The organism is Saliterribacillus persicus (assembly GCF_003337485.1).
GTDB lineage: Bacteria > Bacillota > Bacilli > Bacillales > Amphibacillaceae > Saliterribacillus > Saliterribacillus persicus.
In genome coordinates this window covers 63,309-85,079 of record NZ_QPJJ01000002.1, presented here as the reverse complement: position 1 = coordinate 85,079, position 21,771 = coordinate 63,309, and the positions used below count along the sequence as shown (strand labels likewise).

The following is a 21,771-nucleotide window of genomic DNA, read 5'->3' as shown; positions in this document are numbered from 1 at the left end:
GGAGAGGAAGTAAGCGTGAATATTAGGCTTGCAGAAATAAAAGACATTAAGCAATTAATAGAAATGAGATGGGAATTTACTATTGAATATGATGAAAGTAAGAGGAAGTCATCATTTGATGATTTTGAAAAGGAATGTCAATCTTTTTTAGAGAATGCAATTGAAAGTGATCAATGGTTTATTTGGGTTGCTGAGGAAAATGGAAAAGTTGTATCACACATATACATAGAGTTAATACAAAAAGTACCAAGACCAGGTAAAGTAACATATCCATTTGCTTATATGACCAATGTATATACAGTTCCAAAAATCCGAAATATGGGTGTCGGAAGTAACATACTTAAAACAGTAAATAAATGGATTGAACAAAACAATTATGAATTTGTCATTGTATGGCCAAGTGATGATTCTATTAATTATTATAAGAAAAACGGTTACGTACATTGCACAGAACCTATGGAATATTTCCCTTCTTGAACGAAAGGGTTGCGAGAGTGCAAGAAGCTAATCGCTTGACCTTTAGCACCTAATTCCTATTGGATAATACATGCAACAATCAGGCGCAATTCTCTAATAAGAATCGCGCTTTTTTTGTGGGTAGAGGTAGATTGCAGAATAAGTAGGTTATTGAAATTTGAAATTAAATTGGAAAATTTATGTTAATATGATAATAAAGAACCTGAGAATTTGTGATTTTGACAATCAAATTAATGTAGCGGATTATCTATTAAGAACTGGAATGGATAAAAATTTCTAAAGAAAATAAACAACTATATTTAAATATGGTTATTGGTTCAATTGCGATGGTTATGGTTGGGTTAGGTATTTTGAGGTATTTCTCATTGATGTATGATTCGCAAGGGTTCGGATTATCGCTCATAGGTATTACATTTCTTAATAGTTATGTGTTCTATTTAGAAAAGAAAGCTGGAGTTAGTAACAAATTATTGTGGATAAAGCAATCTATAATTGTTGTAGCTTTTGTAATTTTATCCTACATTTTATATCTATAATAATATAATTATTAAACAAAGCGCTTAGCAATAGTTGAATAAGATGTGGCTGCTGTCATGGTTTAAACGGGAACAATCCAGACCACTTCAATTAAGGAGTAGCTAAAATGAAAAAGCAAAGTAATGGAGGGATTTTATTGAAAAGCAACATTCTAAATCGTATAGCCAGTATACAAGAAGAGTTTAATTTCTCCGGAAGCGTTCTTGTCAAAGAAGATAATAATATTTTAATAGAGTTAAGCCATGGTTTCGCTAATCGTTCTGAGCAAATTTTAAATAGTACCCAAACAAAATTTGGCATAGCTTCTGGTTGCAAACTTTTTACGGCAATTGCAATATGTCAACTTGTAGAAACAGGGGAACTTTCTTTTGACGCAAAATTAGAAGATTGCCTTGACGAGCTTTTCCCATACTTTGATAAAGAAATAACTATTCATCATCTTTTAACGCATACATCTGGAATACCAGATTATTTTGATGAAGAGGTTATGCAAGATTTTGAAGAATTGTGGGTTAAAAAACCAATGTATCTTATTAGAACCTTAGAAGACTTTCTACCCCTTTTTCAGGACAAACCAATGAAATTAAAAGCTGGAGAAAGATTTCATTATAACAATGCTGGTTATATTTTACTTGGTTTAATTGTAGAACGAGCGAGCAAGCTTGAATTTTCAAAATACATAGAAGAAAATATTTTCAAAAAAGCGCAGATGTATAACTCTGGCTACTTTGAATTTGATTCTCTCCCCAAACATACAGCACTTGGTTATATTGCCCTTCCAAATGGTAAATGGAAAACAAATATCTATTCATTGCCTGTAAAAGGCGGTTCAGATGGAGGAGCCTTTGTAACTGTAAATGATATGTCAAACTTGTGGGATTCCCTCATCCATAACCAATTACTTGATGAAAAACACACTAAAATGTTACTAACTCCGCATGTTCGAACAGGGGAACAAAATGGTTTTTATGGTTATGGAGTATGGATAGATAAAAATGAGGATGGAATTTTCAAATTTCATATTATGGGTTATGACCCAGGGGTTAGTTTCCATTCTGCTTTCTATCCCAAAACATCAATAAAAACAGTAGTATGCTCAAATAAATCCCAGGGTGCATTTGATATTATGAGTGAGATTGAGGAAGTAATTTCACACTAAATTAATCTTCTTAATAAAGGAACTGAAATAATCAAAAAATGAATCGTCGAAACCTTATCAAAATAATGTAGCAGAATTAATTAATAAGTTTTAGTTGTTTGTATAAATTCAACCGATAAAAGGGGATAAGTTATGGAAGGATTAATTTTGACATTATTTATCATAGTTTTATTAATTCTTAATGTTATTTCTTTTACTTTGTTTAAAAAGGATAAATTAAATCTTATAGTATTAGGCACCATTATGATGGTGCTTGCTCCAGTGTTTGGCTTTTTAAGCGGTGCATTATTTCTTCATTTTTATTATTGGAGTTCGGGAGGTACAGGAGAAGGTGCAGGTTATGGTGGAGCGTTTTTAGGACTTATAACATTAGCTAATGGTTTTCTTACTGTTGTGGTTGGAATGATAAGGTGGGTTCTAAATTAAGTGAAAAAATAATTGTCCTTTCTTATTAAGATAGCAAGAGCTTAAATACATAATTACATTATTCAAGATACTCTAATAACGAGGTGTTTTATTTTGCAGAAATGCGATAAATGTAATACTCCATTTAGCTGGAGTAAAATCTATAAATCTTTTGTATTGAAATACAAACCAATTACGTGTAATAAATGTGGAACGGAACATAATATAACCAAATTGGGGAGGTTAGCTTTTGTTTTTTGCACAATTGTGCCTTTCTTTATATTTGTAAATTTCCTGGCCTCTTTTGAAAATTTCATTCTTACTCTTGTAATAGGGTTAATTATACTCTTGCTAGGTTCGCTATTAGCCCCATTTTTTATAAAGTATAAGGGTATATTATGAGGCTTTTCAATTAATTTAATGGAAGCGATTCATCAATTAATCATTGGGTAAATCCGGCTGTTTTCATGATTCAATCGAATTCTTAAATTAGACAAGAACTCACGTTTATATACTCTCAAATATAGACCGTTCAGATATTTTGGCAGTTATCAAACTTCATCAGTTATCGGTTAAGGATGTAATTACAAGTGAGGACGTGAAGTCATATAAGCCTCATCCAAAAATGCTTGATATTCTTTAAAGATTGGTGAGTTGACTCCACTTTTAATTCCCATTTTATTTGAAACAGCAATATCACTACATAACGAGTCACCAACATATGGCTTAATAGAAATCAGAGTGAAATAAAGGGCAACGTTAAACCGGATTATGAAGTCATAAATTTAAAAGAGGTATTAAAAATTCAAACCTTAGTCAATGATTAAGCAAACATATAAACCTGAAAAATACTGGCAAACATTCAAACTTCTGTTATTTATCTAAAGGGTACAATAGTGGAACAAGAAGCTGAGGAGTCTAAGGTTCCTATGCTTTTTCAGCGGACAGTTACTTTTATAACAAATCAAATTAAGAGGTGAAAGAGTTGGTTTTAAATTATCAAGAGTACGGAGATAAGAATGCTTCATTACTAGTGTTTTTACACGGAGGTGGCGTAAGTAGCTGGATGTGGGATAGACAGGTTGAATATTTTAGTAATTATCATTGCATTACAATAGATTTACCCGAACAAGGAGATAGTGAAGATACAGAAGAATTTTCAATTCAATTAAGTGCGGAAAAAATAAATGATTTAATAGAAAAAATAGCTAACGATAAAAAAGTTACTGTTGTTGGTTTTTCTTTAGGTGCACAAGTGATCATTCAAATGTTGAGTCTTAATTCCAGTTTAGCTGATTATGCGATAATTAACAGCGCACTGGTAAGACCAAACTCTATTATCAGAAAAATTATAAAACCGTCGATAAAAATATCTTACCCCTTAGTAAAAAATAAATCATTTTCAAAACTTCAAGCGAAAACCCTCTATATTGGAGAGGAATATTTTGATACATATTACAAAGAAAGTTCCCAAATGAAACCAGATACACTTATTAGAATATTAGAAGAAAATATGTCTTTTAAAATTCCCGAAACCTTTAATAAAGCTAAATGTAAGATATTGGTTACTGTTGGAGATAAAGAAAAATCAGTAATGAAAAAATCAGCGATAGATTTAGTTTCGAGTAACTCTAATTGTACTGGGATTATTATTCCTAAAGTTGGACATGGAATCAGTTTAGTAAATCCTGTTTTCTTTAATCAATTGATAGAAAATTGGATACAAAAAAATACAATAACTGAAGATGTAATAACAATACAGTAAAATGTTTTAAAACAAACGAATGTGAGTATTCAAAAAGATAGAAATCTGTTCTTATGCTAAAGACATAGATATGTATAGCAAGGTATAATTTTAAATCAAAAAATAATGGAGGTGGAATATAATGAGAAGGAAAATAGGCTCATTTTCAAGCATTCTATTTTTCATTGGATTATCATCCTACCTTATTGCTCTTGTATTTGCTATCGATATTTTTATGATATGTGGAGTCATTGCATCTGGAATTGGTTTTATATTAGCATTATTTGCAGAAAAAGGCGTATCTAGAAAGAATGGATTGATTGGAAATGGTGTCCTTATATTTATAACAGTTGTTCTTCCTTTCTTAGTGAGAACATTATATTGGACTGGACCATAACATAATTGTGACAAAAATAATTAAAGCAACCATGCAATTTCTTTAATAAAGGTGAAGCGTGTTTTGCCTATTTACATACCAACGATAGAAAAAAATATTATTAAAATTTGTTGTTCAAGTGATATGTATGGTCATGAAAAGGTTGTTATATTAGTGAATCTTATTCTATTTATATTCGTATGAAATTATTAAGAGTAAAAATGATTGTGTTGAGGTGAAATATGGCTGATCTACAAACTAATAATCAAGAGGGACTGTTGCTAGTCAAAAGAATGTAAATATAAAGTTTTCAAAAATAATAAAAATGATAGCTATAATTATTTTCAGTTTATGTGCTAGTGTGTTAATTGGTTTATGGACTAGAGTTCACCAGGTAGAAGTTGAGAATACTGAATTACTTGAAAAATATAAAGGTGAACACAGAGATGAGTATTTTGTGAATATTGATGGTGAAGAGATACATGTTGAAAAGCATGTGTGGTATTTAGTCGAGGCTAATGAAACATATAATATAGAATATAAATGGTCTCATTATCATGGGGCTAAACTAATACACATTGAAAAATCAGACTGAACCAACTGAGGAGGGGTTAGTTGGAAATTAAAAAACTCCACTATCTATTTGCTGTGGTGTCATATATTTTCACAATTTTTCATTTTATTTTTACAGATTACCCTAAAGAATACTTTATCTCAGGCATAGTATTTTTTTCTGTTGCTTATGTTGTTTACATTTTATTTGTGTATTTATATTTTAAAAATAACAAAGGTGAAAAAGTTGTAATATTAGGGCTTTTCTTATTGTTTATATGTTTTGTAATACTTTTTTTCATAACAATTTAAAGAATGTGAACAATTATATTTAATCAAATGGATGCAATAGTGGAACAAAATGTGAATGCTATTATATCGAGGATGGTTTAGTAAGAAATTTCAGCACTTACTGGTGGCTCTTTTCAGAAGTGAGATTAAAAGTGTCTATCGTAACCTTACTAATCTTGTTTAATTTTAATAAGCAGGAGTTCTTTTTCGTTAATGAAGTACTATTTAAAGGAGAAACAAGCCTATGCCAGAACATAAAAATGATGCATTTCGTGATATGAATATAAAAGGAAAGATAGCAACAGTTGCGGGAATAGCACTTCTCATTATCCTGGTAATAGGCTTTGTATTAGGGTTTTATTTCTTTGGCATGGTGGGAATTTTTGAACTGTTGGGAGTTCAGTATAAATCTATTTGGTCATTGGTTGTTTTTGTTGTCAGTTTCTTTTTTCTAGGTCTTATTGTCGACTTGATTTCGAAAGTAATTTACAAGCTGTTTGTTAGAAATATAACAGCGAAAGTAAAGATGTTTCTTATCCGATTCAGTATAGAAAGTGCATCGAACTGGATCCTCCTTTTCACAGTGGATGAGTTTATGAATAGTATTGCACTTTCCTTGAAAATAGAAATTGTTATTGCATTGCTTCTGGCTGTTCTAGAAACAGTTTTCGATAGTGATAAGGATTAAGCTACCAATATTGATTGTCTCCTTCACGTAATAAAAGTTTAAGTATTGAATTAATACGTTAATGAAGGGAGGACCTAAATCTAAATAAGAAAGGAGACTTTAGATTATGGAGAATCAATTTTTTGTAGGATGGGGTACGCTAGCGTTGATAAATGCTGGACTTGCTCAAGGAAAGAATAGAAGAGGAATTAACTGGTTTTTACTATCTCTTTTGCTAGGTCCACTAGCAACACTAATTTTGTTATTTGTTGAAAAGAGAGAACGGTAGTCTTATGATTCAACATAATAAAAATAAGTTAATAAAGTAGGAGATTTAACAACTTAAGAATCTAGCTTTTTAAGCTTACAGGGTACTTTTCCTTGAATGAAGAGTTATCGTATATTCTTTTAATTGCCTATTAAAATGATTTATAAAGGATGAGCTAAATGAAAAAAACAAGAATCTTATTTTTTGCTGGTTTGCTATTATTGATGCTTGGAATATACTTATCCAGTTTATTATTGACTCATTGGGTTATAATCGGAACATTACTTGGAGTATCGGGTGGATTGTTAATGGGTGCTAGCTCATATTTCTTGCCGAAACCAAAAGAATAATATATTTACTAGGGAATTTTCAACTGTACATATTCTTGATGTTTTCGTACAGAAACAGAGGAGGAATGAATTAATGGAATACATATTTATAAGTATTGCTTTACTCGTAGCATTTGTAGTTTATTCTTTAATGATTAAGGTGGATAAATTAGAGGGCCGAATAAAATTGATGCAGCACACGTTAGATCAAGTGGCAGATCATCTAAAAATACCTGAGCATCCAATTAATAATGAATTACGTAAACTAATAAAGGAAGGTGAAGATATAAAAGCTGTCAAAAAAGCAAGAGAAACTTTAGGTCTGTCTTTGTTAGAAGGAAAACAATATATTGATAAGCTAAAAATTGAGATAGATAATACGTAACTTATTTAAATTAACATAGTGACTTTAATTTTAGAAAAATATCACCAAAACAACCCAGTTCTTTCCAAACTGGGTTATTTTTGAGTGAAAATAACGCTGCAAAATGTTACCTGCAGCGTTAAATGAATTTTTACGATCGATAATCAAATAACATACAAATATACACTCAAGAAGTGTGCGAGACTACCTAATAAAATGAATATATGAAAGATCTCATGAAATCCTAACCATCTGGATTGTAAAAATGCTGGTTTTGCTCCATATATAACACCGCCGATTGTGTATAGAAGCCCCCCTGCGATTAACAAAACAAATCCTGTCGTATCCATTAGATTGCTAAGCGGAAAAGAAAAAAATACAATTAACCATCCCATTCCAATGTAAATCCCAGTTGATAACCACCTCGGAGAATGAAACCACACCATTTTAAAAATAACCCCGCTGATAGCCATAGCTGTAATGATAAAAAACAAAATCCAGCCAGTCGTTCCGTTCAATGTAATCAAACAAAATGGTGTATATGTTCCTGCAATCAGAATATAAATCATCGAATGGTCTAACTTTCGTAACCATGCAATGACGTTACTTTTTGAAATAACCCAGTGATAAGTAGTAGAAGCGCTGTAAAGTAAAAGCATGCTCAATCCAAAAATGATCACAGCTGTAATATCTATTGTTGAAGCGGTATTGTGTGTTGTTTTAATGATCATGGCAATTAAGGCAATAATAGAAAAAACAGCACCGGCCATGTGGGTTAATGCGTTTATTGGTTCGCGAATGAAATGTTGCATTAAATGTTTCCACCTCTTTATGTAGTTTTTAATACTATGTATTATAATACTACTACATTGTTATGTAGTCAATGTTTACTTAATCTGTTATTTTAGCTATACTATAGGAAAATGGAAATGGGGTAATTAGAGATGGACAAGCTAGCAGAGATGTTAAAATCGTTGGAGTTAGATCAACAACTTAATATAGAAGAAATCCCTACCATTGACCTTTATATGGATCAAGTGACACAATTATTTGAACGCGCATATGGAGAGGGCAAACGAAAGCCTGATGATAAAATTTTAACCAAAACAATGATAAATAATTATGCAAAAGGAAAATTATTGTTTCCGATTAAAAATAAGAAATATTCCAAAGAGCATGTAATGTTAATTAATATGATTTACCAACTTAAAGGCACTTTGTCCATTAATGATGTAAAAGATGTGTTAGATCCACTAAATACACAAACAGAAGCGGAACCAGAAAAACTTTCTTCGGTATATGAGGATTATTTGTCTGTTGTTCATAAGAGTCATGAAAGATTAATGAATGAGGTAGACATTCTAGTTCAGGATGTACAAGACAAAAAGAAGGATAATAGTGACCTTAACAGTGACTATTTAGAACAATTTTTGTTGATCGCTTCCTTTGCACATATGAGTAATAGCTACCGAAAAATGGCAGAGAAATTAGTGGATGAATTAGAAGAAAAGCATGAAAAAAAATAACAGAAGATCCCTGTTCGCTAAGGGATCTTCTTTATTTTACTTTAAGAAAATATTATTTTTTCACTCTAAAAGAAAAACGGTAGAAAAGCGATGGTAGCAATGGCACCAAGTGCTATTCCGATACCTAGACCGCTTCCGTATCCGGGGAATCCCCAGAATCCCATCCCAAATCCACCAAAGCCAGTGTTAATTGGATCAATGAAGACGTGAGAGCGATCAACGTGTCTAATATATCCGCGGTGAACTTCCCCGTTAGAGGTAATTATTTTTGCTGGTTTTCCGATATTTTGACAGCACAAATCATAATGTGAAGACATAACGAAACTCCCTTCTATTCTAGACTGATAATAGTGTATGTCTATAGAAGAGCATGTGGTTGGATGTTTGTCCGTTTATGAAGAGAGATTCCGGAAAAATTCTTGCGTAGGAGTTGCAATGAGTTTCTCTATTGTAGTTGGTCTATATTTGCACACAATAGAATAACCAATTTTATATCCTAATAGTAAGGGGACTTGTTTCCCTCCATACATCAGCTGATGGGCTATAAGCTCTGTTGATGCATGGTTTTGATAAGGCTGGATCCATTTATGGTAAAGATAAAAGAGCATTTCATCTTCTAACATTTGAATATTTTTATTACCATAACTATCCCCACAAAGCTCTCTCACCGTGTATTCTGCCGTCCCTTCTAATATGATACTGTCCAACAATGAAAGGCTCGTTTCTAACGGATGCAGTAAATGAAGGCGACAGATATGATGGTATTCGTGGGTGAAGAGTGCTTTCATTCGTTTGTGCTCATATTTCATCGGTATAAATAAGAAGCATTTATCGTGAAAAGACAGACCACTGTAACCGTAGAAATCCCGTTGTAAGATGTTATTTTTCTCATGAGATGGCAGGATGAAAATAGGAATATCAGGGCCGTTCCATTCTTTTTTAAAATTAGAAAACAGAGTAAAAAAATCAATGTTTTCCATCATTTTTACCCACTGTAGAAGCTTAAAGGAATCGTCTTTTTCAGGAAGGAATAGTCCATAGCCTTGTAAAAGAATTTGAATGTCCTTTGCGCTAGCATTAGGGAAATAAGGAACAATTGGTTCTATGATCGATAATCGTTGGGATATTAAGGGATCACTTTCAATTGAATCGAGGTATTTTTTTATGCTAATCTCTGTATCTATGATGTTCATAGGACTTGCCTCCCTTTAAGACATGCGAAAAATAATAGTTCTGAGGTTTATATTTGATATGGTTTGTAGTAAGATAAAGTATAATTGTCTTTCAAATATAATATACTGACGTATTAGAGAAGGTGAAGGAATTGGAAGAAAAAGAGATTGAATTATTAAAATTGTTAGAAAAGAATGGCAGATTAGAATCAGAAACAATTGCGAAAATGATCGAGCTTACTACCGAACAGGTGGAAGAGATGATCGCAAAATTAGAAAAAGAAAATAAAATTATGGGTTACTCTACACTTGTAAACTGGTCAAATGTGTATGAGTACGAAGGTGTAACAGCAATGATCGATGTAAAAGTTACACCGATGCGTAGTGTCGGCTTTGATAATATCGCATCACGTGTCTACCGTTTTCCGGAAGTAAAAGCTGTCTATCTTATGTCGGGAGCATATGATTTAAGCGTTTCAGTGGAGGGGAAAACGATGATGGACGTAAGTCGCTTCGTTTCCGAAAAATTATCAACCCTAGATACTGTTATTTCAACGACTACCCACTTTGTGTTAAAGAAATATAAACATGATGGTATTATTTTTAGTGATGACGATGATAAAGATAAAAGGATTATGGTTTCGCCATGAGTTCGTCCTATATTTCTTCCAACGTGCAAACACTAAAACCATCGGGTATTCGTAAATTTTTTGATTTAGCTTCCAAAATGGATAATGTTATTTCTTTAGGTGTAGGAGAACCGGATTTTGTGACACCGTGGAATGTGATTGAAGCGAGCTATCATTCTTTAGAGCAAGGCTATACTGCTTATACGGCTAACGCAGGATTACTAGAACTTCGTGAGGAAATTAGTATTTATCTTAATGATAAGTTCCATGTGACATACCATCCGGAAACCCAAGTGCTTGTTACAGTAGGCGCGAGCCAAGCAATTGATTTAGCACTTCGGGCAGTTTTAGATCCATTAGACGAGGTTATTGTAGTAGAACCGTGCTTTGTTTCTTATGCACCAACAGTAAATCTTGCTGGTGGAAAAGCGGTAACGGTTCAAGCAAAACCTGAAAATGAATTTAAAATTTTACCGAGTGAAGTAGAGGCGGCAATAACAGAAAAGACAAAGGCTATTATTATATGTAGTCCCAATAATCCAACAGGTACAGTTCTAAATAAAGAAGAGTTAACAGCTATTGCTGAAGTTGTGAAAAAACATGACTTACTGGTTATTTCAGATGAAATTTACGCAGAGCTTGCTTATGACGAAAGAGCTACAAGTATTGCAGCTGTTGAAGATATGATCGATCGTACCATCTTAGTCTCTGGATTTTCAAAAGCATTTGCGATGACTGGCTGGAGATTAGGTTATGTAACCGGACCAAAAGAAATTATTCAAGCGATGACTAAAATTCATCAGTATACCATGATGTGTGCGCCGACAATGGCTCAACATGGTGCACTAGAAGCACTTCGAAATGGAAATGAAAGTGTGCTAGAAATGAAGGTAAGTTATCGTCAACGTCGTAATTTTGTCGTAGATGCCCTTAATGATATGGGTCTTTCCTGTCACCTTCCTGGTGGAGCATTTTATGTGTTCCCTTCTATAAAGGAAACAGGGATGAATTCAGAAGAATTTGCAGAGCGCTTATTGGAGGAACAAAGAGTAGCTGTTGTTCCAGGCCATGTATTTGGAGAAAGCGGAGAAGGGCATATAAGATGTTCGTATGCTACTTCGATGAAACAATTGGATGAATCAATGAAACGATTACGAAAATTTGTTGAAAAATATACTGATTAAAGCCAGAGTAACTTACTCTCGGCTTTTTTCTATGTTTAAGCTTGTATTGTATCAAAATATCTAGCTATAAAGTGGCTTTCAATAGGATAAACTAGTTAGAAAGCACATTGTCTATGAAGAAAAATTGTAAACATTTTATGGACAAAGAAAACTTATTAGTATGAGTTTAGTTATTTCTAGCTATAAAACATTGCTTGTAAGTACAAATATAATTATACTATAATTAAAGCTAGAAGATAGTAGAGAGGATGTCTAAAGTGGAAATAAAGCGAGTACATGAAGTTGAAATCGCAACAGAAGTAAATCAAAAACCATCTTTACCTAAACGTGTAAATGTTGATTTGGAGGATAACATTACTGCTGAATTCACGGTGGAATGGGATGATATTGATCAAGCGAAGCTACAAGAAGCTGGAACGATAGAAGTTGAGGGTAACGTAAAGCATAAAAATTATCCGCGTCCCTTTATCGAAAAACGTGCCGATCCATATCTATACAAACATACTGATGGGTATTATTATTTTACTGGGTCTTATCCTTTATATGATCGTGTAGTGCTTCGTCGTGCTAAAACAATTGATGAATTACCACAGGCTGAAGAAAAAGTAATTTGGGAAAAGCATGAATCTGGAATCATGTCAGAGCATATTTGGGCACCAGAACTCCATCATATTGATGGTAAATGGTATGTGCATGTTGCTGCTGGTGACAAAGATGACGTCTGGGCAATTAGACCATATGTCTTAGAATGTGATGCAGAAAATCCTCTTGAAGGTGAATGGGTAGAAAAAGGTCAAGTTAATACTGAATTTCAAAGCTTTTCACTAGATGCTACAACGTTTGAGCATAATGGAAAACGTTATCTCGTTTGGGCGCAAAAAGTGGAGAATGATACTATTTCAAATCTATATATTGCAGAAATGGAAAATCCTTGGACAATTAAGAAGCAAATCTTTTTATCCACACCTGAATATAAGTGGGAAATTCAAGGGTTTGATGTCAACGAAGGCCCGGCTATGATTACACAGGGAGATAAAATTTTTATAGCGTTCTCCGGTAGTGCTACGGATGAGCGATATGCGGTTGGTCTGTTGCATGCGGATATTAACGCGGACTTATTAGATCCTGACGTGTGGATAAAAGAAGAGCAACCAGTATTCGTGTCCAGTGATGAAACAGGCGAATATGGCCCAGGTCATAACAGCTTTAGCGAGGACGAAGAAGGGTATGACTTGTTAGTATATCACGCACGTCCTTATAAAGGCTTTGAAACCGAAAATCCTTTATATGATCATAATCGCCATGCAAGAATTCAACGTCTATTCTGGACAAATGATGGCATGCCGTATTTTGGGAAGCCAGGTTATCAATTAGATTTCACGAATCATAAGGCAAAAGCAATTGTGACAGTTAAATAATTTAGCATCAAAAAACACCGATAAAAGGTAATTTGTAGCCTTCTATCGGTGTTTTCATTTAGTTGGCAATGATAAATTCAACCTCTTCATTTTTTCTGGAAAATTTAATATGAAAGTTTTGGTTATCAAAATACCATAGATCTGTTTCTTCTACAAAAAAAGTAATACCCATTTCCTTTACTTGCATTGCTGGTTTATCTGGCGTGTCTACAGATAATGCCAATGAAAAGCCACTTTGAACACCACCGTGACCACCGTATCTTACATAAAACCTTACAGCATCACCTTTTTTCAAGGAAAGTTCGTTCATATACCATTTTGCAGCTGGTTGCGTAATTGTCATTTCCATCGAACTACCTCCTTTTTTCCACTATAGCAAATACAAATGTACTTGCCTACTTATACCCTATATTCATCCTGTTAAAAAGTTTGTAAGATTATCTTACATCCTTTTTCGCTTTCATCTAAATTTCTGTATAATAGTGAGTAGGTAAAGAATTCTGACAATATTAAGGTGCTATTTTTTAAGAAAAGTTATGCGTTAAAAAATCGGGCGGTGAAGAAAATGGCGGATATTCCTTCCTACAAACAACGAAAAGTAATCACAATTGGTGTAGTAAGTGAATTAACGGGACTTTCGGAGAGACAAATTCGTTATTATGAAGAGCGAAAGTTAATCTTTCCAGAACGCGCACCAAAAGGGAATCGAAAATATTCCTTTGCAGATGTGGAACAACTAATAGATATTGCAAACAAGCGAGAAGAGGGCGTACAGACCTATGAAATAAGACAGGATATGCTAAGAGCAGAACGGAAGAAAGAAAAGCGCATGCGTAGAGATCTTCTACGTGGTGAAATTAATGCGCGATTCGGAATTCAAAAGGAATAATTTTATATGTAAAAGAAAAACAGAGAAGCCTAGTGTAGACCAGGCTTCTCTGTTTTTTGCGGTTCCATTACCCGAGTGAATCGTAAAACATTATTACTACTTTTTTCAATATCTAGACAATACCTTTCATAATCATGAACAATTTCGCTGATTGATTTTTGGTAAAGTTCTTCTTCCGTGCCATCGACAACACCTTTGTTAATCAACTGTTGGATTAAATAGACTTTTTGTCTCTCCACCGCTTCACGTAAAAAAGCCATACACATTGCCTCCTTAGAATTGTTTTCGTCTTCGCCTTCAGCAGCTGCTAGTTTAAGTATTTCCAACTTTTGTTAAAGGTAAACCATATAAGTGTATGCAGGTCTTCTAGAAAACGTTCCAACAATCTGAAAAGGTTTTTAAGAATAGTGAAAGTAAGAATACTGTTACGATGAATGACTATGAGATATAATGTGGCATAGGTTCATTGGCGTGTTGACATTTGGTTGGAAGGCTTCGAACGATTTAATTACCTTTAGCTTACCTGCCTTATGTAAGGATGTCAGCCGTTTTGTTATATAATCTAGCACACTTTTTGATAGGAGATTAGAAAATGAATCCCAAAATATCTATTTTAACCCCAACTTACAACAGAAAAACTGCATTAGCAGAACTTTTGGAAGCTTTACTATCACAAACCTTTCAGGATTTTGAAATCATTATTGTCAATGATGCTGGGGAAGAAGTAGAGAGCATCTGTGCACTTTATCCTGAAATTAAATCTAAAGTGATCAACTTAAAAGAAAACCATTATCATGTATATGCAAGAAATCGTGCATTAGAACAAGCAGAAGGAGAATTTATCATGTTTATGGATGATGACGATTTGCCTTTGCCGACGCATCTAGAAAGAATGGTAGACGCAATTCAAAGTGCTGATCTTGTATATTCCGATGTGGAAATTGTTGATTATGAAGAAAATCCAGGGCGCAGAATACCTAAGAAAAGGTTCCTATTTGCTTATGATAGTGATCTTGCCGCCATGCGAAAGTTCTCTACCTATGTACCGTCTGGAAGTATGTATCGTAAGTCGATACATAAAAGGTTAGGAGAATTTGATGAATACGTGAGGAATTATTGGGATTGGGACTTTTTCTTACGTGTAGCATCTTCCTATCGTGTGAAAAGAGTTCCAGTTGCAAGTGTATTATATGAATTTTCCTCGAGTGGTAACAATCAATCGAAGGATTTAAATAAGATGCGCAAGTATTTAGATAGATTAGCTCATAAGCATAATCTCGGTGAGTTACCCACAAAAAACTTTTTTGTTTTATTAGAAGAACCTGAAATTAAAAAAAGAGAAGCACAGACAGAGAGAATCTGGGACGGCAAAATACTGCAGTCTCGTTTTTACAAATCCCTCTAAGGAAGGAGAACATCCTTTGAATAACCAACGAGATTTCACAACAGGTAGTATATGGAAAGCTTTATTTTTCTTTTCAGGACCAATTATGTTAGCGAACTTACTTCAGGTAAGCTACCAAGTGATTGATAGCTTGTGGGTAGGAAATTTAATTGGTGCAAATGCGTTAGGGTCTGTAGCCGTATCGGGAACTGTAATTTTTACGATACTATCTTTTATCATTGGTATAAATAATACGACGTTAACCGTCTTGTCTCAGCAAAAAGGTAAGAAAAATGAGACAGGGTTGAAACGATATTTAAATGCCTTTGTCGTAACATTGTTAGTGATGGGGCTGGTGATGGGATTACTTGGATACATACTTGCAGAGCCAATACTTCGACTGTTGGGAACTCCAGAAACGATGCTAACGGATGCGGTCTCTTACTTAAGAATTAATGCGATAGGTATTGTGTTTTTAGTAGGATATAACTTTATCAGTACAGTAATGCGGGCAATGGGTGATAGTAAAACACCACTAAAATTTGTCGCACTTGCCGTAATCTTAAATATATTCTTAGATCCATTGTTTATCGCTTATTTTGACTTAGGGGTAGAAGGTGCTGCCTATGCAACGATAGTTTCTCAGGGTTCTGCCTTTTTATATGGGCTAATATTTATTTTAAGGAAAAAATTAGCACCGTTTCAGATGCCATTTTTACCTGCTTTAGAAGAAGTGAAATTAATCTTACACCTCGGGATACCATCTGGTTTGCAAATGTCAGTCATTGCAGCTGGTTCAGCAGCAATTATGAGTGTAGTTACCTCGCACGGGGAAGCGGTAGTGGCGGGTTATAGTGCTGCTCAGAGGCTAGACAGTTTATTCTTATTACCTGCTCATGCCTTAAGTACGGCAGTCAATAGTATGGCCGGGCAAAATATTGGTGTGAATCAATGGGATCGTGTAAAGAAAATCGCCTTATATGGTGTCTTGTATAATAGTATTGTAATGCTTTCCTTTACTGTGCTGATTGTTTTATTTGCACCTTTTGGTATTAAGCTTTTTATCCAAGAGGAAGCTGCCGTATCATTCGGAGCAGAATATTTAATGATTATCGCATTCTTCTATCCGTTCTTAGGGATCAATTTTGTTTTAAATGGTGTGGTTCGAGCGTCCGGGGCAATGTATCAGATCTTAATTTTGAATATCCTCTCATTTTGGGTGTTGAGGTACCCGCTTACCTATCTATTTTCCGAGTTATTTGGGGAAAAAGGGATAGGCATTGGAATTGGTGTCAGCTTTGTTATTAGTAGTTTGATAGCATTTTTATATTACCGTTTTGGAAAATGGAGAGAGAAGCGAATTTTTAAGAATAAGGAAGATTAAGTGTCATTGGTTAATTGGGAGTATGCGATCGAATAGAATTTCACTTTTTATTATGAATTATTGATATGACCATAAGGCTAAGTTTTCATCTAGTGACTCATGAAAACTTAGACTTAGCTATTTTGTCATCAAATCTCTTATTTCATCTACTCCAAAATAATAAGAATCAAACGCGCCATTTTGAACTGAAATCATCGTTGGTGTACCTACTATTTCTAATTCTTCAGTGGATTTCGGAGCAGTTTTAGGGTATGGTGTGTTATGGCTTGCGATGATTTTTTTATCTTCTGTTTCTTCTATACTCCAATTGATTTCTGCATCATTTGTATAATCTGCTAAATCGATTCCGTCTTGATATACTTCCTTACCATCTTTTATTTTTCCGATTACAACATCAAATTTATCATGATGGAATTCCCAGTCATACCAAGCATGAAAATTCGCTTCTTTTTTCATATCTACCACATAAACAGGAATAGAACTGTCATTGGCATAGGTTACTATATCTGGTTCAACTTCGATACAATACTTACATCCTTCTTGCCAAAAATAAACAAGGTAATTTTGATCACTTTGAGTAAATACATCCTGTGCTGGGATTTTTTGAATATCTTCGAAGGTTTTCGTGGAAGAAGAGGTGAAGGCGAATAGGACAGCGGAAAAGACGATAACAAAAACTAATAACAAAATGAGTTTAAACAATGCTTTGGTTTTCACAAATAATCTCCATTCTACTTTTAATGATAGTAAACACACTAATTATAATGTGAAAATAATCACAAGTAAAGTTTTTTTGAAGCAGGAATCTGACACTTTTACGTCGAAAGGGTCGTGTAGAAAGAAAAGGAGCTGAATGAAATTGACATTAAATATAGGTTTTATAGGGACAGGTGGTTTCACAACACATCATTTAAATATACTAAAGAAGAGAGATGATGTGAAAATAGTTGCTTTCTTAGGTACAAGCCAAGAAAAAGCAGATCGATTTGCCGAGCAGTATGCTGACGCAACAGGTTATACAGTATTAGAGGATATGTTGGAAAATGAAACCTTAGATGCGGCCTACCTTTGTGTACCACCAATGGCACATGGAGCATATGAATTAAAGCTAATAGAAGCTGGAATTCCTTTCTTAGTAGAAAAGCCATTAGGCGTGGATATGGAAACTGTTAAATCGATCGAAGAAGCATTGAATAAGAAAAAAGTGATTACGTCTGTGGGGTATCATTTTCGCTACCAGGATATTGTGGAAAAATGGAAGGGAATGCAGGATGAAGCTCAAACAGGTCTTGTTATTGCTAAATGGATGGGTGGATTACCGGGTGCTCCTTGGTGGAAAAACCAAGCTCAATCAGGTGGACAATTTAATGAACAGACCACACATTTAGTTGATATGATCCGTTACTTATACGGGGAAGTTGCAACGGTTTATGCACAGGAATCATCAAGAATATTAGCCAAGGAAAATGCTGATGTAACAGTCGCTGAAGCGGGATCTTTCACGTTAACGATGAAAAGTGGAGTCGTAGTACAAGTGGCGAATACTTGTCTTTTACCAGACGGTGTAGGAGAAGTAGAAATAACCGCTTATACCGATCAAGGTATAGAGAAATGGACTCCTAGTTCACTTTCGTTAGATCGTGTGCAGGAAAAGGTAGAAATTAAAGTGAAAGACAACCCGTATGAAAAAGAAACAGATGCTTTTTTACATGCTATCAAAACAGGTGATGAATCTAAAATATTATCCTCCTATCAAGATGGTGTGAAGTCGTTTGAAATTGCCGTTCTTGCATGGCAGTCGTTAGAGGAAAAAAGAGCTATTCATGTATAAAGAATGATCTTTCTAAAAGAAATGAATAAAACTACGCAATATTATGAAGATGATTCCTGTTGACCAGGGATCATCTTTTTTAAAATATAATTACCACAAGGAGTAAAAGAAATAGAATTACTGTTAACAAAAAACGTACGAATATGGGCCTTATTTCATTTTCGCTTATTGCTTTCTTCATATCTTTTTTGTATTTCCTCCAATCGAAAAATAATGAAATTATAAATAATATTAATACTAAATATTCTAATTTCATCGTCATTCCTCCCTCACCTCTACATACTATCATAAGAACTTTTTCCATTCTAAGTTAGATATAGAGAAGTACTAAATACTAAAACCTCTTCAAAGTAACCCTTCAAACTTAAAGCTTATTAAGGGATTCAGGTCACACCAGATTCGATCATCAATCGAGGTGGTGACGTTGTTAGTTTTGCCTGTACTCCGAGTGGCACGCCATAATTAGGCTTACAATGGCCGATTGGAAAATTCTCCACAACAGGAAAAGGCGCTTCCGCAAACAAATCCTGTAGCACTTTTTTAATCTTTGGATATTGGTCTGGCTCTACCTGGAGGGTGCCGATAACCAATCCTTCGAGATTATCAAATAACCCTGCCTGTTTGAGCTGTGTTAGCATCGCATCAATCCGGAACGCCGGCTCTGCCACCTCCTCAATTAGCAGAATGTTTCCATCCGTATTAATTTGAAAAGGCGTTCCTAACCCATTGGTGAGGAGAGTGAGATTCCCTCCAACCAACTGTCCTTCTCCTGTGCCGTGGGCTAATGCAATGAGAGGTGATTTGCTAGAATCAAAGTTTAAATCTTCCTTGGTGAATAGTTCGAAAAAGGAGGATTCCGTCTCAACTGTTCTTTGTTCGTCATGCAAATCTGAGGCAATCATTGGTCCATGGAAGGTAACCAAGTTACTAAAGTTTTGAATGGCGTTAAGCAGATAAGTAATGTCACTGTACCCCCAGAATATCTTAGGGTTTCTTTGAATCTTTGCATAATCAATCATAGGAGCAATTCTTGCTGACCCAAATCCTCCATTAGCACAAAAAATTCCACGGATAGAAGGATCACAAAAAGCCTCATGTAAGTCAGCAACTCGTTTTTGATCTAGAGCTGCTAGATCTCCCTCCCCATCGAACACGTATCGACCAATGCTGACCTCAAGTCCCATTTTTTCTAATACACGTTTTCCCTCTATCAACTTCTCTCTATCAGGTGGACCGGCAGGGGCAATAATTGCTACCCGATCCCCTTCTTTTAACGCGCATGGTTTAATCATAAGTTTTGTTCCCCTTTTTATAATTAAGAGATGACTTATTTTCTAACTTTATTTTAACTGTAATTTTTTTGAACTAGTTCTAGAATAATTTTCAACTATTAAAATATATTTTGGATAATCATCTTTAATACAAAATAGATAGCAATTCCTGCTAGAAATCCTAGAAGAGTTATCCTATGTTTCCTTTTCATAGAAATCCTCCTTGTATTTATATGATTTAAACAAACCGTCAAAATGGTAAAAATCTTTATTATCTTGCTCTGACTGCTGAAATGCATTTTTTCATGATTTGTTTGGAAATAGTTTAATACCTATTAAATAACCAATAAAAGCAGATAATCCAGAAAATGCAACTCTGATAACAAGACTTGTCTCAGGGATTAAATACTCCATTAAAAAACTATAAACTCAACAAATATACCAGTAAACAAAGCCACTCGTGTGATTGCTGTTTTCAAAAAATAATCTCCAAGGAAAAACTTAAAAATTATATAACTATTATTTTTACGACTAATGCTGTTAAAATGATTCATTTTCTATAAAAAGTTACGCTATCCGTAAGCTGAGAAACAAGTGATAGATGAATGAAAAAAACATCAATTTAGTATTGGAACTAGCTCCTCGAGATTATGAATAACTTTTATATCCTGGTGTGTTGCGTTATTTTTTCGATTTAACCATATTCCAATCATCCCTGCTTCTTTACTCCCTAAGGCGTCTGTTTCAAGTCTATCGCCTATATAATAACTTTTATGCACTTGGACATTTGCTTCCTTGCATGCTTTTTGAAAGATAATAAGGTTTGGTTTAGACACACCTATTTCACTTGAAGTGAAAATACAATCAAAAAAATTATGTATTCCTAGGCTTACTAATTTTTCTAGCTGTTGCTTATAATCACCGTTACTAATAATGCCAAGGCGATGTCCTAGTTGCTTTAACTGCTCTAAGCAAGTAATTACATCGTCGTATGGCCCCCAATTTCTTTTGTACAAATTCAAGTAACTTTTGAATTTGCTGTCTGCGTGTTCATTGCTTAATTGATGTCCAAACATATCTTTCATTCGCATTCTTCTTTGGTCTTGAAAGGAGAGTTCTTTTGTTAAGAATTTTTCGAAATATTTTATGGATAAGTTATACCATATCTCACCAAATTCAGCTTCACTATATTCTAATTCTTGTCCAAAAGCCTTATAAAAATCGATAGCTGCCATTTTTTCTGCTTCTTCATGGTCAAGTAAAGTTCCATCTATATCAAAAAATATCACGATTCTACTCTCCCTCTGTTCCATTTCTAGACAAAAGATTATTTTTTATTTTTTTAAATAATATTACGATGCTTTATATTATTATATTAGCATAAATTTGAAGTTTTCCTAAAATTACCATAAAATATAAATTGAGAGAAATATATTTTTGATGTGAGATTTCTACTAGAATTGTTTCTATTGAAAAACGTTTTGTACTCAAGAAACCACCTGAGTTTTTGCGGATTCCAAATTGAATCTTTTGAAACTTATGATTCAATTGTTGAAGAATGAAGAAAAAATAAAGGGGATTAGATATGATTGGTTGGCTAAATGTTGGCAGTCTCGTTCTTGGTCTAATTGCTTGGATACTTCCTATTGTTAATCTTAAGAGTTTTACGAAGCATTTTCATAATAATTGGGTTGCTCTTTCCATGATGAGCATGAGTGCTTGTGCTATTTCGCTATTTTTCCAAATATTAAATAGTTATAATCGTGTGAAAATGGAGGACTTTTCTGCTCTTATGGACATAATGGGCGTTAGGGTGTTCGTCGTAGCAATACTTCTCATCGGTACTATTATATTGAACGTAATGACTCTAATTGTATATCGTAATAGAGTAGTATAATGGAAGATTGTTAGAGA

General features: G+C 34.1%; 29 protein-coding genes. 21 read left to right on the top strand and 8 right to left on the bottom strand.

Annotation, left to right across the window (positions count from 1 at the left end):
* Positions 1-15: 15 nt before the first annotated feature.
* From DFR57_RS02540 to DFR57_RS02495, 12 genes are all read left to right on the top strand, one after another.
* Entirely contained in the window at positions 16-477 is a 462-nt protein-coding gene (locus tag DFR57_RS02540; RefSeq protein ID WP_114351585.1) for a GNAT family N-acetyltransferase, read from the top strand.
* A gap of 673 nt (positions 478-1,150) precedes the next feature.
* On the top strand, positions 1,151-2,173 hold the full coding sequence (locus tag DFR57_RS02535) for a serine hydrolase domain-containing protein (RefSeq protein ID WP_114351814.1): 1,023 nt from the start codon (positions 1,151-1,153) through the stop codon (positions 2,171-2,173).
* Between the two features lie 132 nt (positions 2,174-2,305).
* Entirely contained in the window at positions 2,306-2,599 is a 294-nt protein-coding gene (locus DFR57_RS02530) for an inner-membrane translocator (protein ID WP_114351584.1), read from the top strand.
* Between the two features lie 93 nt (positions 2,600-2,692).
* A complete protein-coding gene (locus DFR57_RS18640; RefSeq protein ID WP_170132883.1) occupies positions 2,693-2,980 on the top strand; it encodes a TIGR04104 family putative zinc finger protein in 288 nt (95 codons plus the stop codon).
* A 583-nt stretch (positions 2,981-3,563) separates the two neighbouring features.
* Positions 3,564-4,343: an alpha/beta fold hydrolase gene (locus tag DFR57_RS02520; RefSeq protein WP_114351582.1), complete on the top strand. Its 780-nt coding sequence runs from the start codon at positions 3,564-3,566 to the stop codon at positions 4,341-4,343.
* Between the two features lie 121 nt (positions 4,344-4,464).
* Positions 4,465-4,719 carry a hypothetical protein gene (locus DFR57_RS02515; RefSeq protein WP_114351581.1) on the top strand — a complete coding sequence of 85 codons (255 nt, stop codon included), beginning with the start codon at positions 4,465-4,467 and terminating at the stop codon, positions 4,717-4,719.
* A 304-nt stretch (positions 4,720-5,023) separates the two neighbouring features.
* Positions 5,024-5,293, top strand: coding sequence for a hypothetical protein (locus DFR57_RS02510; RefSeq protein ID WP_114351580.1), 270 nt, complete (start codon positions 5,024-5,026; stop codon positions 5,291-5,293).
* 20 nt (positions 5,294-5,313) lie between these two features.
* A complete protein-coding gene (locus DFR57_RS02505; protein ID WP_114351579.1) occupies positions 5,314-5,562 on the top strand; it encodes a hypothetical protein in 249 nt (82 codons plus the stop codon).
* 223 nt (positions 5,563-5,785) lie between these two features.
* Positions 5,786-6,229, top strand: coding sequence for a YrvL family regulatory protein (locus DFR57_RS02500; protein WP_114351578.1), 444 nt, complete (start codon positions 5,786-5,788; stop codon positions 6,227-6,229).
* A 106-nt stretch (positions 6,230-6,335) separates the two neighbouring features.
* Positions 6,336-6,497, top strand: coding sequence for a hypothetical protein (locus DFR57_RS18190; RefSeq protein WP_170132882.1), 162 nt, complete (start codon positions 6,336-6,338; stop codon positions 6,495-6,497).
* Positions 6,498-6,655: 158 nt separating this feature from the next.
* Positions 6,656-6,826, top strand: coding sequence for a hypothetical protein (locus tag DFR57_RS18185; protein WP_170132881.1), 171 nt, complete (start codon positions 6,656-6,658; stop codon positions 6,824-6,826).
* A gap of 73 nt (positions 6,827-6,899) precedes the next feature.
* Positions 6,900-7,190: a hypothetical protein gene (locus DFR57_RS02495; protein ID WP_114351577.1), complete on the top strand. Its 291-nt coding sequence runs from the start codon at positions 6,900-6,902 to the stop codon at positions 7,188-7,190.
* A 143-nt stretch (positions 7,191-7,333) separates the two neighbouring features.
* Here DFR57_RS02495 and trhA read toward each other — a convergent pair whose 3' ends face one another.
* A complete protein-coding gene (gene trhA / locus DFR57_RS02490) occupies positions 7,334-7,981 on the bottom strand; it encodes a PAQR family membrane homeostasis protein TrhA (protein ID WP_114351576.1) in 648 nt (215 codons plus the stop codon).
* Between the two features lie 132 nt (positions 7,982-8,113).
* Here trhA and DFR57_RS02485 point away from each other — a divergent pair, with 132 nt between their 5' ends.
* On the top strand, positions 8,114-8,695 hold the full coding sequence (locus DFR57_RS02485) for a DUF1836 domain-containing protein (protein WP_114351575.1): 582 nt from the start codon (positions 8,114-8,116) through the stop codon (positions 8,693-8,695).
* 65 nt (positions 8,696-8,760) lie between these two features.
* Here the strand turns inward: DFR57_RS02485 and DFR57_RS02480 are convergent, their stop codons facing one another.
* Both DFR57_RS02480 and DFR57_RS02475 read right to left on the bottom strand, forming a co-directional pair.
* Positions 8,761-9,012, bottom strand: coding sequence for a hypothetical protein (locus DFR57_RS02480; RefSeq protein WP_114351574.1), 252 nt, complete (start codon positions 9,010-9,012; stop codon positions 8,761-8,763).
* A 75-nt stretch (positions 9,013-9,087) separates the two neighbouring features.
* Positions 9,088-9,888: a DUF2268 domain-containing putative Zn-dependent protease gene (locus DFR57_RS02475; RefSeq protein ID WP_114351573.1), complete on the bottom strand. Its 801-nt coding sequence runs from the start codon at positions 9,886-9,888 to the stop codon at positions 9,088-9,090.
* A gap of 131 nt (positions 9,889-10,019) precedes the next feature.
* Here DFR57_RS02475 and DFR57_RS02470 point away from each other — a divergent pair, with 131 nt between their 5' ends.
* The 3 genes from DFR57_RS02470 to DFR57_RS02460 all read left to right on the top strand — a co-directional run bounded on the left by DFR57_RS02470 (position 10,020) and on the right by DFR57_RS02460 (position 13,098).
* Positions 10,020-10,517, top strand: a complete 498-nt coding sequence (locus tag DFR57_RS02470) for an Lrp/AsnC family transcriptional regulator (protein ID WP_114351572.1) — start codon at positions 10,020-10,022, stop codon at positions 10,515-10,517.
* The gene (locus tag DFR57_RS02465; protein WP_114351571.1) at positions 10,514-11,680 is read left to right on the top strand and encodes an aminotransferase; all 1,167 of its coding nucleotides are present in this window, start codon (positions 10,514-10,516) and stop codon (positions 11,678-11,680) included. Before DFR57_RS02470 ends, DFR57_RS02465 begins: the two co-directional genes overlap by 4 nt.
* Before the next feature lie 257 nt (positions 11,681-11,937).
* Positions 11,938-13,098, top strand: coding sequence for a family 43 glycosylhydrolase (locus DFR57_RS02460; protein WP_114351570.1), 1,161 nt, complete (start codon positions 11,938-11,940; stop codon positions 13,096-13,098).
* 58 nt (positions 13,099-13,156) lie between these two features.
* On the opposite strand, the gene DFR57_RS02455 is transcribed toward DFR57_RS02460, so the two are convergent.
* Positions 13,157-13,447, bottom strand: coding sequence for a HesB/YadR/YfhF family protein (locus tag DFR57_RS02455; protein ID WP_114351569.1), 291 nt, complete (start codon positions 13,445-13,447; stop codon positions 13,157-13,159).
* Between the two features lie 216 nt (positions 13,448-13,663).
* Here DFR57_RS02455 and DFR57_RS02450 point away from each other — a divergent pair, with 216 nt between their 5' ends.
* Positions 13,664-13,987, top strand: a complete 324-nt coding sequence (locus DFR57_RS02450) for a MerR family transcriptional regulator (protein ID WP_114351568.1) — start codon at positions 13,664-13,666, stop codon at positions 13,985-13,987.
* A gap of 29 nt (positions 13,988-14,016) precedes the next feature.
* Here the strand turns inward: DFR57_RS02450 and DFR57_RS02445 are convergent, their stop codons facing one another.
* Positions 14,017-14,247: a Fur-regulated basic protein FbpA gene (locus tag DFR57_RS02445; RefSeq protein ID WP_114351567.1), complete on the bottom strand. Its 231-nt coding sequence runs from the start codon at positions 14,245-14,247 to the stop codon at positions 14,017-14,019.
* Between the two features lie 332 nt (positions 14,248-14,579).
* Between DFR57_RS02445 and DFR57_RS02440 the strand changes: the two genes are divergently transcribed.
* The gene (locus tag DFR57_RS02440) at positions 14,580-15,392 is read left to right on the top strand and encodes a glycosyltransferase family 2 protein (protein ID WP_114351566.1); all 813 of its coding nucleotides are present in this window, start codon (positions 14,580-14,582) and stop codon (positions 15,390-15,392) included.
* Between the two features lie 16 nt (positions 15,393-15,408).
* Entirely contained in the window at positions 15,409-16,755 is a 1,347-nt protein-coding gene (locus DFR57_RS02435; RefSeq protein ID WP_114351565.1) for an MATE family efflux transporter, read from the top strand.
* A 117-nt stretch (positions 16,756-16,872) separates the two neighbouring features.
* Here DFR57_RS02435 and DFR57_RS02430 read toward each other — a convergent pair whose 3' ends face one another.
* Complete coding sequence (locus DFR57_RS02430) at positions 16,873-17,472, bottom strand: hypothetical protein (RefSeq protein ID WP_114351564.1); 600 nt, start codon at positions 17,470-17,472, stop codon at positions 16,873-16,875.
* Between the two features lie 142 nt (positions 17,473-17,614).
* Here DFR57_RS02430 and DFR57_RS02425 point away from each other — a divergent pair, with 142 nt between their 5' ends.
* Positions 17,615-18,586 carry a Gfo/Idh/MocA family protein gene (locus DFR57_RS02425; RefSeq protein WP_170132880.1) on the top strand — a complete coding sequence of 324 codons (972 nt, stop codon included), beginning with the start codon at positions 17,615-17,617 and terminating at the stop codon, positions 18,584-18,586.
* A 383-nt stretch (positions 18,587-18,969) separates the two neighbouring features.
* On the opposite strand, the gene DFR57_RS02420 is transcribed toward DFR57_RS02425, so the two are convergent.
* Both DFR57_RS02420 and DFR57_RS02415 read right to left on the bottom strand, forming a co-directional pair.
* Positions 18,970-19,878 carry a S66 peptidase family protein gene (locus tag DFR57_RS02420; RefSeq protein WP_114351562.1) on the bottom strand — a complete coding sequence of 303 codons (909 nt, stop codon included), beginning with the start codon at positions 19,876-19,878 and terminating at the stop codon, positions 18,970-18,972.
* Between the two features lie 596 nt (positions 19,879-20,474).
* Complete coding sequence (locus DFR57_RS02415; protein ID WP_114351561.1) at positions 20,475-21,146, bottom strand: HAD family hydrolase; 672 nt, start codon at positions 21,144-21,146, stop codon at positions 20,475-20,477.
* A gap of 296 nt (positions 21,147-21,442) precedes the next feature.
* Between DFR57_RS02415 and DFR57_RS02410 the strand changes: the two genes are divergently transcribed.
* The gene (locus tag DFR57_RS02410) at positions 21,443-21,754 is read left to right on the top strand and encodes a hypothetical protein (RefSeq protein WP_114351560.1); all 312 of its coding nucleotides are present in this window, start codon (positions 21,443-21,445) and stop codon (positions 21,752-21,754) included.
* Positions 21,755-21,771 lie beyond the last annotated feature (17 nt).